General features: G+C 73.5%; 9 protein-coding genes. 5 read left to right on the forward strand and 4 right to left on the reverse strand.

The genetic code is table 11. The annotated features are described in order from the left end of the window. Positions 1–52: 52 nt before the first annotated feature. From ACFYZR_RS25900 to ACFYZR_RS25920, 5 genes are all read left to right on the forward strand, one after another. Entirely contained in the window at positions 53–1,222 is a 1,170-nt protein-coding gene (locus ACFYZR_RS25900; protein ID WP_391914258.1) for a tryptophan dimethylallyltransferase family protein, read from the forward strand. Between the two features lie 76 nt (positions 1,223–1,298). After that, the gene (locus ACFYZR_RS25905; protein WP_391914260.1) at positions 1,299–2,486 is read left to right on the forward strand and encodes an acyl-CoA dehydrogenase family protein; all 1,188 of its coding nucleotides are present in this window, start codon (positions 1,299–1,301) and stop codon (positions 2,484–2,486) included. A gap of 135 nt (positions 2,487–2,621) precedes the next feature. After that, complete coding sequence (locus ACFYZR_RS25910; protein WP_391914262.1) at positions 2,622–4,904, forward strand: tetratricopeptide repeat protein; 2,283 nt, start codon at positions 2,622–2,624, stop codon at positions 4,902–4,904. 82 nt (positions 4,905–4,986) lie between these two features. Continuing rightward, entirely contained in the window at positions 4,987–6,168 is a 1,182-nt protein-coding gene (locus tag ACFYZR_RS25915) for an NAD(P)H-dependent flavin oxidoreductase (protein ID WP_391914264.1), read from the forward strand. Continuing rightward, the gene (locus ACFYZR_RS25920) at positions 6,165–7,715 is read left to right on the forward strand and encodes an acyl-CoA synthetase (protein WP_391914266.1); all 1,551 of its coding nucleotides are present in this window, start codon (positions 6,165–6,167) and stop codon (positions 7,713–7,715) included. The genes ACFYZR_RS25915 and ACFYZR_RS25920 overlap by 4 nt, the downstream gene beginning before the upstream one ends. Positions 7,716–7,792: 77 nt before the next feature. Here the strand turns inward: ACFYZR_RS25920 and ACFYZR_RS25925 are convergent, their stop codons facing one another. The 4 genes from ACFYZR_RS25925 to ACFYZR_RS25940 all read right to left on the reverse strand — a co-directional run bounded on the left by ACFYZR_RS25925 (position 7,793) and on the right by ACFYZR_RS25940 (position 15,898). After that, complete coding sequence (locus tag ACFYZR_RS25925) at positions 7,793–10,234, reverse strand: penicillin acylase family protein (RefSeq protein WP_391914268.1); 2,442 nt, start codon at positions 10,232–10,234, stop codon at positions 7,793–7,795. A 94-nt stretch (positions 10,235–10,328) separates the two neighbouring features. After that, entirely contained in the window at positions 10,329–11,630 is a 1,302-nt protein-coding gene (paaK, locus tag ACFYZR_RS25930) for a phenylacetate--CoA ligase PaaK (protein ID WP_391914270.1), read from the reverse strand. Between the two features lie 363 nt (positions 11,631–11,993). Next, complete coding sequence (locus ACFYZR_RS25935; protein ID WP_391914272.1) at positions 11,994–13,922, reverse strand: phosphocholine-specific phospholipase C; 1,929 nt, start codon at positions 13,920–13,922, stop codon at positions 11,994–11,996. Between the two features lie 341 nt (positions 13,923–14,263). Next, a complete protein-coding gene (locus tag ACFYZR_RS25940; RefSeq protein ID WP_391914274.1) occupies positions 14,264–15,898 on the reverse strand; it encodes an acyl-CoA synthetase in 1,635 nt (544 codons plus the stop codon). Between the last annotated feature and the right edge of the window lie 53 nt (positions 15,899–15,951).

Here is a 15,951-nt window from a genome sequence, read left to right on the forward strand (position 1 = left end):
CTGGTGAGACGATCCCGATCGTTTTTGCTCGCGATCTGTTCAGGGAGTGACGATGGAAGCCGCCAGCCCCGTGACCGGCCGTCCGGATCCCGCCTTCGACGACCCCGCGACCGGGGTCGTGGCCGAGATGGTCGGGCGCGCCGTACGGTTCGACTCACGGCGCTACGCCCCCACCGACAGCTACGCCCACATCGCCTGCGACAAGGTGGACCGGGCCGCCGCGAGCCTCGGCATAGGAGGCCGGGACCGCGAGCCGATGCTCGCCCTCGTCCGGGAGCTGTGCGGCGCCTGGGGCGAACTCCCCGCCGGCACCCCGCCGGAGCGCGCCTGCTGGGTGTCCATCGACGGGATGCCCTTCGAGATCTCGTTCGCCTGGGCGGACGGCGGCGCCGAGCTGCGGCTGTCGCTGGAGTCCCCGAGCCACCCCGGCACGCCGCGCGGCCGGATGGCGGACGGCAGGGCCTTCACCCGCCGGCTGGCCCGGCGGCCGGGCGTCTCCCTCGACCGCTATCTGCTGATCGAGGACCTCTTCACGGACGAGAACCCCCAGGGCTTCTTCGCCCTCTCCCACGGCGTCGCCTGGCGCCCGGGCGGCCACCCGCTGTACAAGGTCTACCTCAACCCCGCCGTCGCCGGCCGCGAACACTCACTGGCCCGCACCGGGGAAGCGATGGTCCGCCTGGGCCTGGAGCGCCCCTGGCGGGCCCTGACCGGGCACCTGGGCACGACCGCCGACGTGGCCCACGAACCGGCCGCCCTCGCCCTGGACCTCTCCGACGGCGACGAGGCCCGCGTCAAGCTGTACATGGCGCACTCGGGCGTCTCCGCCGAGGACATCGACGCCAAGTCGGCCGTCGCGTACGACCATGTGCCCGGCTCCTTCGCCCGCGCCCTGGAGAGCGTCACCGGCCACCGCGATGCGTCCGGCTGGCGGAAGCCCCCGGTGACCTGCTTCTCCTTCAGCAGCGGCAAGGACCTGCCGGGCGCGACGCTCTACATCCCCATGGTCCCCGGCCACCCGGACGACGCGACGGCCCGCGACCGCGCGGCCGCCTTCATGCGCGAGGAGGGAGTGGACCCGGCACCCTACGTCGCGGCCCTCGACGCCCTCGCCGACCGCCCGCTGACCGAGTCGGCGACCCAGAACTTCCTCTCCTACCGGGGCGGGAGCACCCCCAGGTTCGCCGCCTACGTCGCCCCGGGCACGTACCGCCCCGTGTGACTTCCCTCTTGCGCAGGCGCGTTCTACCGTGTGCGCCGGCATCCGCAGGGGCTGCCGGCGCACACCGGGAGGGGCCGTGGATCTCCAGTACACCCCGCAGCAGCGGCGGTTGCGGGCCGAGCTGCGCGAGTACTTCGCCGACGTGGTGCCCGACGGCTCCCATGCCCGGCACGCCGACCCCGCCGAGCGCAAGCGGTTCTACCGGCGGACCATCCGCCGCCTCGGGGCCGACGGCCGGCTGGGGGTGGGCTGGCCCGAGGAGTACGGGGGCGGCGGGATGACGCCCATGGAACAGTTCATCTTCTTCGACGAGGCCGCCCAGGCGGGCGTACCGCTCCCGCTGATGGCCCTCAACACCGTGGGCCCCACCCTCATGCGCTACGGGACCGAGGAGCAGAAGGCGACCTTCCTGCCCGGCATCCTCGCGGGCGAACTGGACTTCGCCATCGGCTACAGCGAGCCCGGCGCCGGCACCGACCTCGCCTCCCTCACCACCCGGGCCGTGCGCGACGGCGACGGCTACATCGTCAACGGGCAGAAGATCTGGACCACCAACGGCGACACCGCCGACTGGGTCTGGCTCGCCGTCCGCACCGCCCCCGTCGAGGAGGGCGTCCCGCCCCACAAGGGCATCAGCATCCTCCTCGTCCCCACCAGCGACCCCGGCTACGACTCCACCCTGATCAACACCCTCGCCTCCCACGACACCACCGCCAGCTACTACGAGAACATCCGTGTCCCCTTCACCCGCAGGGTGGGGGCGGAGAACGACGGCTGGCGGCTGATCACCAACCAGCTCAACCACGAGCGCGTCACCCTCGCCGCCCACGGCTCCGCCGCGATCCGGGCCCTGCGCGACGTCCGCGACTGGGCCGCCGCCACCAAGCTCGCCGACGGCCGCCGGGTGATCGACCTCGGCTGGGTACGCGGCCTCCTCGCCCGCACCCACATCCGTCTCGACGCCATGAAACTCCTCAACTGGCGCATGGTCGACGCCCTCCAGCGCGCCGCCCTCACCCCCCAGGACGCCTCGGCCGTCAAGGTCTACGGCTCCGAGGCCCGCCGCGACGCCTACGCCTGGCTGATGCAGATCCTCGGCGCGGCGGGCCCCCTCAAGGAGGGCTCCGCCGGCGCCGTCCTCCACGGGGAGCTGGAGCGCGGCTACCGCAGTGCGGTGATCTTCACCTTCGGCGGGGGCAACAACGAGATCCAGCGCGAGATCATCTCCTGGATCGGGCTGGGGATGCCGCGGGTGCGGCGCTGAGCGGACCGCGACGGAGGGCGTACGGATCCCGGACCGGTCCCGCGGGCGCCGTCGTCGGCCTACAAGGCGCCTGGCCCGGCCGCCATACTTGAGGGGCCGGGGGAGGCACAGCGAATCGACGGGGGCGGCGGCGGCATGGCGGACACCAGGCTGATCCAGGGCCGGTACCGGCTGCTCGACCTGATCGGGCGGGGCGGCATGGGCGAGGTGTGGCGCGCCCGTGACGAGTCCCTCGGCCGGCACGTGGCCGTCAAGTGCCTCAAGCCCATGGGGCGTCAGCACGAGCCGTCCTACCTCCGGGTGCTCCGCGAGCGGTTCCGCAGGGAGGCGCGCGTGGCCGCCTCCCTCCAGCACCGGGGGATCACCGTCGTCCACGACTTCGGCGAGTCGGAGGGCGTCCTCTATCTGGTGATGGAGCTCCTCGACGGCCGCAACCTCAGCCAGCTCCTGGAGGACAACAGGCACCACCCGCTGCCCGTGCCCGAGGTCGTCGAGATCGCCGCCCAGGTGGGCGCCGCCCTCGACTACACCCACCGGCAGGGCATCGTCCACCGTGACCTCAAGCCCGCCAACATCGTCCGCCTCGCGGACGGCACGGTGAAGATCTGCGACTTCGGCATCGCGCGCCTCGCCCACGACATCGGCTTCTCCACCCGTCTCACCGGCACCGGCATCGCCATGGGCACGCCGCACTACATGTCGCCCGAGCAGATCGGCGCCGGCAACGTCGACCACCGCAGCGACCTGTACTCGCTGGGCTGCGTGCTCTACGAGATCGCCACCGGCGCCCCGCCCTTCGACATGGACGACGCCTGGGCCGTGCTCGTCGGCCACCGCGACACCCCGCCCCGGCCGCCGCGCGAGCTCCGGCCCGAACTGCCCTGCCCCTTCGAGACGGTCGTCCTCGACCTGCTCGCCAAGGACCCCGACGACCGGCCGGAGGACGCCGCCGCCTTCGTCCAGAGCCTCGCCGAGCTCACCCCGTACCGGATGGCCACGCCCCCGGGCGGCACCCTGCCCGAGGGGCGCCCCTGGCCCGTACGGGCCTCCGCCCGGCTCCCGGAGCCGCCCCGGCTGCCCGGCTGGGCCCGGAACATGACCACCGGCTCCAAGGCCGCCGGCACCGGAAACCTCCAGCCGCCGCCGGACCCCTCCGCCTCGCTCACCGGCGCCTGGACCGGCACCCGGGGGGACGGCCCCGGCCGCACCGGGGTCCGGCGGATCCCCCCGCAGCCCTCCGGCTCCGAACGCCCGCCCCCGGACGGGCACGCGGCCGAGCTCGCCGCCCGCTACAGCGAGGGGCTGCGCCTGGCCCGCCTCGACCGCTGGGCCGAGGCCGCCGAGACCCAGCGGGCCGTCGCCACCGAACGCGACCGGCTGCTGGGCCCCGACCACCCCGACACCCTCGCCGCCCGCTACGAGCTCGGCTTCGCCCTGAGCCGGCTGGGCCGCCCCCAGGACGCCCTGCGGGAGTTCGCCCGGACGGCGGCGGGCCGCGAGCGCGCCGCGGGCCCCGACCACCCCGACACCCTGGCGGCCCGCCAGGAGACCGCGTACGTCCTCGGACAGCTCGGCCGCCACTTCGAGGCCCACCAGGTCTACACATCCGTGCTCGCCGCCCGCGAACGCGTCATGGGCGGCGACCACCCCGACACCCTGCGCTGCCGCCACAACCTGGCCTTCAACCTCAGCAGACTGGGCCGGCTGGAGGAGTCCTACCGGATGGCGAGCGACGTCGCCGCCGCCCGCTCCCGGGTCCTGGGCCGGGAGCACCCCGACACCCTCGTCACCCGCTACGAGGTCGGCTACGCGCTCGGCCAGCTCGGCCGCTGGACCGAGGCGCTGCGCACCTACCAGGAGGTCGCCGCCTCCCGCGCCCGGGTGCTCGGCCCCGACGAGCCCGACACCCTCGCCGCCCGCTACGAGGCCGGGATCTGCCTGGGCCGGCTGGGCCGCAGCGAGGAGGCCCTGGAGCTCTACCGCGAGCTGGTCGAGGAGCGCGCCCGCGCCCAGGGCCCGGCCCACCCCGACACCCTGCGCGCCCGGCACGGACTGGGCGTCAACCTCGGCCGCCTGGGCCGCTGGGAGGAAGCCCTCGCCGAGGCACGCGACGTCTGCGCGATCCGCGCCCGGGTGCTGGGCCCCGACCACCCCGACACCCTCGTCAGCCGTCGTGAGGTGGCGGTCGGCCTCGGCTGGCTCGGCCGCTGGGCGGACGCCCTCGCCGTCTACCGCGACGTGGCCCAGGCCCGGCAGCGCGTCCTGGGCGCGGACCACCCCGATGCCCTGGCCAGCCGGCACGACGAGGCCCACTGCCTGGAACAGCTCGGCCGCTCGGCCGAGGCCGTCGAGCTCTACCGCCAGGTCGCGGCGGTCCGCCGGACCAGCGCCACCCGGGGGAACCAGCCGCCGCGCTGACCGACCCATGGATCAGACGTTGCGTCAGAAAGTGGGTCCGTGCGGCTTCCCTCCACCGGCTCCCTGCGGCATCCTGCCGCCCATGCGGACCGAGCTGAGCCGCCGGCTGGGCATCGAGCACGCCCTCTTCGGCTTCACTCCCTTCCCCCCGGTCGCCGCCGCGATCAGCCGCGCCGGAGGGCTCGGCGTCCTCGGCGCGGTGCGCTACACCGCGCCCGGCGAACTCGAGCGCGACCTCGACTGGCTGCAGGCGCACACCGGCGGCAGACCCTACGGCCTGGACGTCGTCATGCCCGCCCGCACCGTCCCCGGCCTCACCGAGGCCGACATCGAAGCCATGATCCCCGACGGGCACCGGGAGTTCGTCCGCAGGACGCTCGCCGAGCACGGCGTACCCGAACTGGCCGAGGGAGACCGCTCCGGCTGGCGCATCACGGGCTGGATGGAGGAGGTCGCCCGCAGCCAGCTCGACGTCGCCTTCGACCACCCCCTCGCGCTCCTCGCCAACGCCCTCGGCCCACCGCCCGCCGACGTCATCGAACGCGCCCACGGCCGGGGCACCCTCGTCGCCGCGCTCGCCGGCAGCGCCCGGCACGCCGTCCGGCACGCGGCGGCGGGCGTCGACATCGTCGTCGCCCAGGGCTACGAGGCGGGCGGTCACACCGGGGAGATCGCCACCATGGTCCTCACCCCGGAGGTCGTCCGGGCCGTCGACCCGCTGCCCGTCCTGGCCGCCGGCGGCATCGGCAGCGGCGAGCAGATCGCCGCCGGGCTCGCCCTGGGCGCGCAGGGCGTCTGGCTGGGCTCGATCTGGCTCACCACCGAGGAGGCCGGTCTGGCCTCCCGCGCCCTGACCGCCAAGCTCCTGGCCGCGGGCTCCGGCGACACCGTCCGCTCCCGCGCCCTCACCGGCAAGCCCGCCCGCCAGCTCCGCACGCCCTGGACCGATGCCTGGGACGACCCCGCCGGCCCCGGCACCCTGCCCATGCCCCTCCAGGGCCTCCTCGTCGCCGAGGCACTCTCCCGCATCCAGAAACACGAGGTGGTACCGCTGCTGGGCACGCCGGTGGGCCAGATCGTAGGGGCGATGGACACGGTCCGCAGCGTCCAGGCGGTGGTCGACGACCTGACGAGAGGCTTCGAACGAGCGGTGAACCGGCTGAACGCCGTTGTGGGCAATCGTTCCGCAGGGCGGAACGGGTGGGCACAACGCGACCACGGGCCCGCAGGTGGCGACGCTCCCCAGGAGGACACGACCTCATGACCGAGCAGGGCAACGGCTTCTGGGCCCAGGCCACAAACGACCCGCACCGCGAAGCCCTGATCACCCCCACCGGCGAAGCCTGGACGGCAGGCCACCTCCACGCGGAGGCCAACCGCCTCGTCCACGCCCTCCGGGCGGAAGGGCTGCGCGAGGGCGACGCCTTCGCCGTCGTCCTCCCCAACGGCGCCGAATTCCTCACCGCCCATCTCGCCGCCACCCAGGCCGGCTTCTACCTCGTCCCCGTCAACCACCACCTCGTCGCCCCCGAGATCGCCTGGATCCTCGCGGATTCCGGTGCCAAGGCGCTGATCGCCCACGAGCGCTGGGCGGACACCGTACGGGCCGCCGCCGACGAGGCCGGGCTGCCGCCCTCCAGGCGGTACGCGGTCGGGGACATCGACGGCTTCCGGCCCTACGCCGCCCTCCTCGACGGCGAGCCCGCCACCCCGCCCGGGGGCCGGACCCTCGGCTGGGTCATGAACTACACCTCCGGTACCACCGGCCGCCCGCGCGGCATCCGCCGTCCGCTGCCCGGCATCCCGCCCGAGGAGGCCCATCTCGGCGGATTCCTCGGCATCTTCGGCATCAAGCCCCACGACGGCAACGTCCACCTGGTGTGCTCGCCGCTCTATCACACCGCCGTCCTGCAATTCGCGGCCGCGTCCCTGCACATCGGGCACCGGCTGGTGGTCATGGGCAGATGGACCCCCGAGGAGATGCTGCGGCTGATCGAAACCCACCGCTGCACCCATACGCACATGGTCCCCACCCAGTTCAGCCGGCTGCTCTCCCTGCCCGACGGCATACGGGCCGCCTACGACGTCTCCTCGCTGCGGCACGCCGTCCACGGCGCGGCGCCCTGCCCGGAGCATGTGAAACGGGCGATGATCGAATGGTGGGGCGGGTGCGTCGAGGAGTACTACGCGGCCAGCGAGGGCGGTGGCGCGTACGCCACCTCCGAGGAGTGGCTGCGCAAGCCCGGCACGGTCGGCCGGCCCTGGCCCATCAGCGAGATCGCCATCCTCGACGACGACGGCGAGCCCGTGCCCACCGGGCAGGTCGGCACGGTCTACCTGCGGATGACGACCGGTCCCTTCGCCTACCACAAGGACGCCGATAAGACCCGCCGCAGCCGCGTCGGGGACTTCTTCACCGTCGGCGACCTCGGCCATGTCGACGAGGACGGCTACCTCTTCCTCCACGACCGCAAGATCGACCTGATCATCTCGGGCGGCGTCAACATCTACCCCGCCGAGGTCGAGTCCGTGCTCCTGGCCCACCCCGCCGTCGCCGACGCCGCCGTCTTCGGCGTCCCGCACGACGACTGGGGCGAGGAGGTGAAGGCCGTCGTCGAACCGGAGCCCGGCCATTCCCCGGGCGCCGCCCTCGCTGCCGAGCTCCTCGGCCACTGCGCCGCCCGGCTCGCCGGCTACAAGCGCCCCAGGAGCGTGGAGTTCACCGCCTCCATGCCGCGCGACCCCAACGGCAAGCTCTACAAACGGCTGCTGCGCGACCCGTACTGGCACGGCCGGGACCGCGCCGTCTGACGGGACCGTGCCGTCCGACGCCCGACGCGGGGCGCCGGACGGCACGGGCACCGAAGGCCGCGAAGTCGGCAAAGACTTCAGCGCTCGCTCACCCGCACCACCTTCAGCCGCGGCGACGCGAGGATGTCCTTCTCGCAGAACCGGCCCTTGACCATGCGGCCCTGCGAGAACAGCTCGGTCTGGTCGCTGGAGTGCGGCGACGCGGTGCTGGAGGACTGGGAGTACGTCAGCAGCGTCCGTGCCACGGGGCAGCCGCTGCCGTCCCAGCCCACCGCCTGGATGTTGCTGGAGCCCATGCCCACCTCGGTATAGCCGCCCTGCGCGGCGTTCCAGCGGGCCTCGACGATGTTCCAGACCCCCAGACTGTTGGAGCCGCCCGGGACCGGTATGCGCTTGCCGCCGCGTGTGACGAACTGGTGCTCGCCCAGCGGGGCGTCCAGGGGTATGCCCGCCGCCCGGAGCTCCGCGACCGCGTCGGCCAGCGAGCGGGGGAAACCGTCGGCACCGGTGTTGAGCGTGTTCGGGGTGGTCACGGGGGAGGCGGGGGAGAAGGGCACCCGCCACCGCTGGTCGTCCGGGACCGCGGCGGTGAACTTCCGCCAGAAGCGGTCGAAGAGCAGCGCGCCCTTGCTGTCGGTGCGCGTCGTGCGGTCCCAACGGGCCAGCACGCCGCAGGCCGCCGACACGTCGACGGCCGTGCCGTCGCTCCCCGTCGCCCGGCCGCCCGGCAGCGCGGCGCACGCCTTCCCCGCGTCGGCGGCGGCCAGGTCGCCCGCCGGAGCGCGGTCGGAGAACTGGAGCTTCTGGAGGTCGTCCACGGTCAGCTTGCCGCGCCGCGCCATGGCGGCGACGTCCTCGACGGCACCGCGCGTCCGGTAGGACCGCTCCGTGCCGGTGTCACCGAAGATCCGCGGGTAGCCGGTGAGCGGCCGGTCCGCGTTGGCCAGCCAGGGGCTGTCGTTGGAGTTCTCGGCGTACGGGGCGTCGACCAGGGCCGGCATCGCGGACGGGCCGAAGACGCCGGGCTGGAGGGCGTCGGCGTCGGAACCCGGGACGCAGTCGCCGCGGGAACCGTCCAGGATCGCCAGGCCGGACTCCTGGAACGTCTGCCGGCCCATCGGCGTGGAGCACCGGCCCGCCAGCTCGTCCGTGACGCGCGGCAGCACCTGGGACTGGGTGTAGAGGCTGTGCCCGGCGGAGTCGGCCGCGACGGTGTTGACCCAGGGCAGCCCCTGGGTGCGGCGCAGCGCGTCCTGGACGCCGCGCACGTCGCGGGCCCTGCTCAGGCCCAGTGAGGTGTCGGTGAACCGCAGGTTGGCGGCGTTGGGGTCGGCCAGGGCGAACAGCGAAGTGTTCGTCCAGGGCAGGGGCAGCCCGCGCCCGAGGCCGTTGACGACCGGGCCGTAGCGCGTCCACCACTGCGTGCGGCTGACCCGCGACAGCCGGCCGTCCTTGCCGCGAACGGTGACGGTGACCTCGCGTCCGGTCAGCTTCTCGGGTTTGCCGTCCACCAGATACGCGTACGGGTCGGAGGGCGCGGTCTTCAGCTCGTACACGTTCAGGGGAACGGCCGTGGACACGGTGTGGCTCCAGGCCATATGGGCGTTGTGGCCGATGGAGATCATCGGGAGGCCGAGCAGCGAGCCGCCCGCGACGTCGAGTTCACCGGGGATGGTCAGCTGGGACTGCCAGAAGCGGCGGCCGCCCTCCCAGGGGTAGTGCGGATTGCCGAGCAGCAGCCCGCGGCCGCCTGCGGTGGTGGAGCCCGAGAAGGCCACGGCGTTGGAACCCATGGCGGCGTCGCGGCGGGAGAACAGATCGCGGGCCGCCCGCGCGGCGTCCGCCGGTGCCGGGGCGCTCTTCGGCCGGGACGCGTCGGGCCCGGCCGGGGGTCTGGCGCCGGTGATGCCGTCGGCCACGGCGCCCTGCCCGCCGAGGACGGTGATGGCGTAGCCGCGCCGGGCCACGTCCAGCGCGGTGACGGGCCGGATCCACTCGGCGTTCTTGCACGCGGGGTCGGTGACCCGGTTCCGGCGGAGCCAGGCGTTGTAACCGGCGGCCCAGCCGCGCATCAGCTCCTTGGCCCGGTGGCTCGGACCCGCCGGCGCGGGCCGGTCGAGGAGCTTCTCCACGGTCCGGGCGTCATTGATCCCACGGAAGAACAGATCGCTGGAGAGGTTGTCGCCGGCGTCCGACAGGGAGCGGTCGGCCTTGCCTTCGGGGCCGAAGTAGCGCGAGCGCTCCCCGCGCAGGGTGACGAAGCCCTTGGCGAGCTCGCACACCTGGTCGTTGGCCTGGGCCCACCCCGAGCCGAAGCCGACGTTCGCGTAGTCCTTGCCGACGATGTGCGGGATGCCGTACTCGGTGTAGCGGATGACGGCGGAGAGGCCGCCGTCCGACAAGTGCCCCGTACGCCCCGGGCCGGCGGCCGCGGCCCCGCTCGGCAGGGAGACGGAAGCGGCGGTCAGCAGGGCGAGCGAGACGCCCGCGAATGATCGTAAGCGACTTCGAACGGTCATAAAATCCCCCTGAAGTGACAGAAGTTGACGCCAGTTGAGCGCGTGGAGAAGGACGCCACATACGTCGCCGCGGTTGACCTCATGCTCCGCAGCGTCACTTGGGGCGTTCGTCGACGATCCGTTTGAGCTTGCCCAGGGACCGCTCCAAAGTCTCGGGATCGACGATCTCGACGCCCGCCGTCACCCCGATGCCGTCCCTGATCCGCCGCTCCAGCTCGGCGGCGGCCGCGGCGCGCCGCCCCGGGGTCGCGTCCGGTCGTGCCTCGGCGCGGACCGTGAGCCGGTCCAGTCGGCCCTCGCGCGTCAGCCGCAGCTGGAAGTGGGGTGCGACACCGGCGACGTCCAGGACGATCTCCTCGATCTGCGAGGGGAAGAGATTGACCCCGCGCAGCACGATCATGTCGTCACAGCGGCCGGTGATCCGCTCCATGCGCCGGAAGGCGGGCCGGGCGGTGCCCGGCAGCAGCCGGGTGAGATCGCGGGTGCGGTAGCGGACGAGGGGCATGGCCTCTTTGGTGAGCGAGGTGAGGACCAGCTCCCCGAGGGCGCCGTCGGGCAGGGGTTCGCCGGTGACCGGGTCGACGATCTCCGGGTAGAAGTGGTCCTCCCACAGGTGTGGGCCGTCCTTGGTCTCCACGCACTCCTGCGCGACGCCGGGGCCGATCACCTCGGAGAGCCCGTAGATGTCGACGGCGTCGATCGCGAAGCGCTCCTCGATCTCGCGGCGCATCTCCTCGGTCCAGGGCTCGGCGCCGAAGACACCGACGCGGAGGCTGGTGCTCCGGGGGTCGATGCCCTGGCGCTCGAACTCGTCGAGCAGCGTGAGCATGTATGAGGGGGTCACCATGATGACCTCGGGGCGCAGGTCGTGGATCAGCCGGACCTGGCGGGCGGTCATGCCGCCGGAGGCGGGGACGACCGTACAGCCGAGCCGCTCGGCTCCGTAATGGGCGCCGAGCCCGCCGGTGAACAGGCCGTAACCGTAGGCCACATGGACCGTGTCGCCGGGCCGGACGCCGGCCGCGCGGAGGGAACGGGCCACCACGTCGGCCCAGACGTCCAGATCGCGCTCGGTGTAGCCGACGACGGTCGGGGTGCCCGTGGTGCCGCTGGAGGCGTGCAGCCGCCGGATCCGCGACCGCTCGACCGCGAACATGCCGAACGGGTACTGCGCGCGCAGATCCGCCTTGGTGGTGAAGGGGAAGCGAGCGAGATCGGCCGGCGTCCGGCAGTCCTCGGGGCGCAGCCCGGCGGCGTCGAACGCCTGCCGGTAGAAGGGGACGTTGTCGTAGACATGCTGGAGCGTGGCGCGCAGGCGCTCCCGCTGGAGCGCCTCCAACTCCCCGCGCGTCATGCGCTCCGCCGGATCCCGCGAATCCGCCCGTGCGTCCGTCATCGTCTCCCCCTGCCTCGCCGTCACCCTGGGTGCCCGACCGATCGTTCGGTAGATTCGACGGGATCAAGTATCCAGGATCACGACCGGGCGTCAAGAGCTCTATGGCTTGGCGTTTGGTCGGCAGCGGTTTCCTTGACCGGACGACAGCAAACCACGCTCGGCGGGCTGTCGTAGGCGGCGCTTGGGCCCGGCGGTTCGGTCCGGCGCTTCACCAGGGGACGGTCTCGCCGTGGAGATCCAGGAACTGCAGGCCCGGGGCGCCGGTCTGTGCTTCTCGGCGACGACGCGCCCGCGCCTCTCCGTCGTGGGTTCGCCATGGCGCGGCCCGTCCACGGCGGTGGCCCGGCGCCGCGCTCTTGGGCGTCAGACGTGGACGCGCCCCGCGAAGCGGCGCTCGAAGCCGTCGCCCACGTCGGCCGTGACGGTGTGGTCGTAGCCGCCGTCCTGCTCCGCCGTCAGCGTCAGCCGTGCGCTCCCGCCGGCCGCCACCGTGGCCCGCTGCCCGTCGGAGACCGTGAAGACGACCGGTGCGCCACCTGCGTTGGTCAAGGTCAGGCGCAGCGAACCGGGCGCGGCGGGGTCGGGCGTCACGGCGGCCTCCGGGTGCCCCTTGGTGCCGTCCGACCAGGTGCGTACGTCGCCCTTGAAGCCGCGCAGATAGCCGTCGGGGCCGTGGAGGTCGACGTCGTACTTCCCGCCGCCGTAGGTCAGGGCGCTGAAGTAGTCGCTCGCCTCGCCGCCCACCGGGACCGTGTAGTGCCATGCCGCGTAGGCGCGGTGATTGACCGTGTAGGCGCTGAAACCGGCGCCGAGCTTACCGGTGTTGACCACCTTGAACCACAGTCTGCCGGTGGCTGTGTCGGTCCAGGACGTGGTGTCGAAGCCGTAGCCCGTGCGGCGGGCGGGCCTGGTGCCGGGCTCCTGCGCCGGTTGCGGAGGGTCGGCCGGGGGCCGGGCCTCGGGGAGGGAATGCTGCCGGTCGCAGGCGGCGACGAGCGCGGTGGTGTCCGGCAGCGCGGGGAAGGCGACGTTCTTCGAGGCGAAGTCGAAGGCGCTCATCAGATCGCCGCAGACGGTGCGCCGCCAGGCGGAGATGTTGGGCTCCTTGACGCCCGTCCAGTTCTCCAGGAACCGCAGGGGCGAGGTGTGGTCGAGCACCTCGGAGTGGACGTGCCCGCCCCGGCTCCACGGCGAGATCACCGTCATCGGCACCCGTGGCCCCAGCCCGATCGGCGCGCCGCCGACGAACTCGTCCGGCGTGCCGGCCGGGGGGACCGGCGGGGCCACGTGGTCGAAGAAGCCGTCGTTCTCGTCGAAGTTGAGGAACACCACCGTCCTGGCCCAGACCTCGGGGTGGGCCGCCAGTGACTCCAGGACGTACTTCGCGGTGAAATCGGCGCCGTACGCGGGCGGGTAGGCGGGGTGCTCGGACTGGTTCTCGGGAGCGACGACCCAGCTGACCGCCGGGAGCCGGCCCGCCGCGACGTCCTGGGCGAAGGCGTCGGCGGGGCGGCGCAGCATGCCGTTGTCGTACAGGGACGATCCGGGCTTCGCGCCGCGGAACCGGGTGAACCAGGCCAGGGGGTTGTCGTCGTAGTTGTCCTGCTGCTGGTAGACGCGCCAGGAGATCCCGGCCGCCTCCAGGCGTTCGGGATAGGTCGTCCAGGAGTAGCCCTTCTCGGAGTTGTCGGTGACGGGTCCGCCCTGCTTCCCGCCCGGGTCGACGGTCCCCGTCCACTGGTAGAGCCGGTTGGGGTTGGTGGGGCCCTGGACGGAGCAGAAGTACTGGTCGCAGATGGTGAAGGCCTCGGCCAGCGCGAACTGGAACGGGATGTCCTCGCGCCGGTAGTGCCCCATGGTCCAGGCGCTCTTGGCGGGGATCCAGTTGTCGTAGCGGCCGCCGTTCCAGGCGCGGTGGGTCCCTGACCAGCCGTGGTCGAGGTCGCGGACCCGCTGGGCGTCGGTGGTGGCCGTGTCCAGGTGCCAGGGCCGCACCACGCGTCCGCCGAGCGGGCCGAGCGTCGTCTGTCTGAGGACGTCGGAGCCGCCCGGGAAGCGGAGCAGGGAGCGGTCGCCGAAGCCGCGTACGCCCTTGAGGGTGCCGAAGTAGTGATCGAAGGAACGGTTCTCCTGCATCAGGACGACGACGTGGGCGACGTCGTCGAGCGTGCCGGCGGGGGAGGTGGCCGCCATCGCCTGCTGGAGCGACGCCGGCAGCGCCGAGCTCAGGGCCGTGGCCGCGCCGGTGGCGGCGGCCGCGCCGAGGAAGCCGCGACGGGTCAGGGGAGTCATGGGATCTCCTGGGACCGGGGAAAGGGAGGGGCGGGTTCAGTGAAGGGCGCGGGGATGACCGCCCGCCGCATCCGAGGTGTCCGGCGGCCCAAGAGACGGTGTGGGATGGGTCGGCCCAACGGGCCGGGGGGCGAGGGTCGGCCCAGTGGGTCGGGGGTTGAAGGTCGGCCCAACGGGCAGGCCCCGCCGCCAGCGCCTGCAGGCCCCGCCGCCAGCGCCTGCAGGACCCGCCGCCCGCGCCTGCAGGCCGCGCCGCCCGCGCCTGCAGGCCGCGCCGCCCGGGCCGGTGGGCACCGCTGCCCGCGCCGGTGGGCCCCGCCCGCGACGGCCGGGCGCGACGCTCAGGCCCCGGTTCCCCGTTCCGCCACCGCCCGGGCCCAGCGGTAGTCCGCCTTGCCGCTCGGCGAGCGTTCGACCCGTTCCGTCAGGACCAGCCCCCGCGGCACCTTGTACCCCGCCAGCCTCGCCCGGCAGTGCGTCTGGAGCGCCTCCAGGGTCGGGGGCTCCACACCCTCCCGGGGCTGGACGACCGCCGTGACGCGCTGGCCCCAGCGGGCGTCGGGAACGCCCGTGACCAGCACGTCGTAGACGGCCGGATGGGCCTTGAGGACCTGCTCGACCTCCTCCGGGAAGACCTTCTCGCCGCCCGTGTTGATGCACTGCGAACCGCGCCCCAGAACGGTCACCACCCCGTCGGCGTCCACGGTCGCCATGTCGCCGAGCAGCACCCAGCGTTCGCCGCCGGCGGTGAAGAAGGTCCCGGCCGTCTTCGCCGGGTCGTTGTGGTAGCCGAGCGGCACGTGCCCGCGCTGGGCGATCCGGCCCGGCACGCCCGGGGCGACCGGCCGGTGGGTCACCGGGTCCACCACGGCCGTACGGTCGTTGACGCGCAGCCGCAAGCCCCGCTCGGGCCCGGAGTCCTCGGTGGCGGTGCCGTTGAAACCCGACTCGGAGGAGCCGAAGTTGTTGACGATCCGCACCCCGGGCAGCAGCTCCGCGAACCGCTCGCGCACCGCCTCCGACAGCACCGCCCCCGAGCTGCTGACGCTGAGCAGCGACGAGCAGTCGGTCCCCCGCAGCGGCCCGGCCAGGGTCTCCGTCAGGGGCCGCAGCATCGCGTCGCCGACCAGGGAGACATTGGTGACCCGCTCCCGGGCGATCGTGCGCAGCACCTCCTCGGGCACGTACTTGCGGTGCAGGACCACCTTCTGCCCGAGGAGGTGGGCGATGAGCGCGGTGAGGGTGGACGTGCCGTGCATCAGCGGCGCGGTGGGGAAGAAGACCAGGCCCTCCCCGCCCGCCGCGACGCGCTCCGCCACCTCCTCCGGCCGCTTCACCGGCTCGCCCGTCGGCGCGCCCCCGCCGAGCCCGGAGAAGAACAGGTCCTCCTGCCGCCACACCACACCCTTGGGCATGCCGGTGGTGCCGCCGGTGTAGATGACGAACCGGTCGTCGCCCGAGCGCGGGCCCACGGCGTCGCGCACGGTCGTGCCGGACGCCTCGGCGTCGGCGAGGTCCACCGGGGAGACGGCCGGTTCGGGGGCGTCGGCGGGCGGTGTGCCCACCCGGACGAGATGGCGCAGCCGTCCACCGGACCGGGGGAGGGCAGCCGTCACCCGCGCGGTGAAGGAGGCGTCGAAGACCAGCGTGACCAGGTCCGCGTCACGGTAGAGATAGGCCAGCTCGTCCTCGACGTAGCGGTAGTTGACGTTGACGGGAACGGCCCGGATCTTCAGGCAGGCCCAGAGCGTCTGCACATACGCCACACCGTTGTAGAGGTGGAGCCCCACGTGGTCGCCCGGGCCGACGCCGCTGTCGAGGAGGTGGCCGGCGAGCCGGTCCGCCGCCGTGTCGAGCTCCGCGTACGTCAGCCGGCGCTCGGCGCCGCCGCCCGGGAGGTCGAGCCGGACCAGGGCCTCCCGGTCGGGGACCACGTCCACGACCGACTCGAGGAGATCCGCGAGGTTGTAGTCCACGGCGGTCATTAGAGCGCCGGGGCGCGACGACCGGAAGGGCCACGACCCAAGCA

Origin of the sequence: Streptomyces sp. NPDC001678, assembly GCF_042892945.1 — a bacterium.
In the GTDB taxonomy this organism is placed as follows: Bacteria; Actinomycetota; Actinomycetes; order Streptomycetales; family Streptomycetaceae; genus Streptomyces.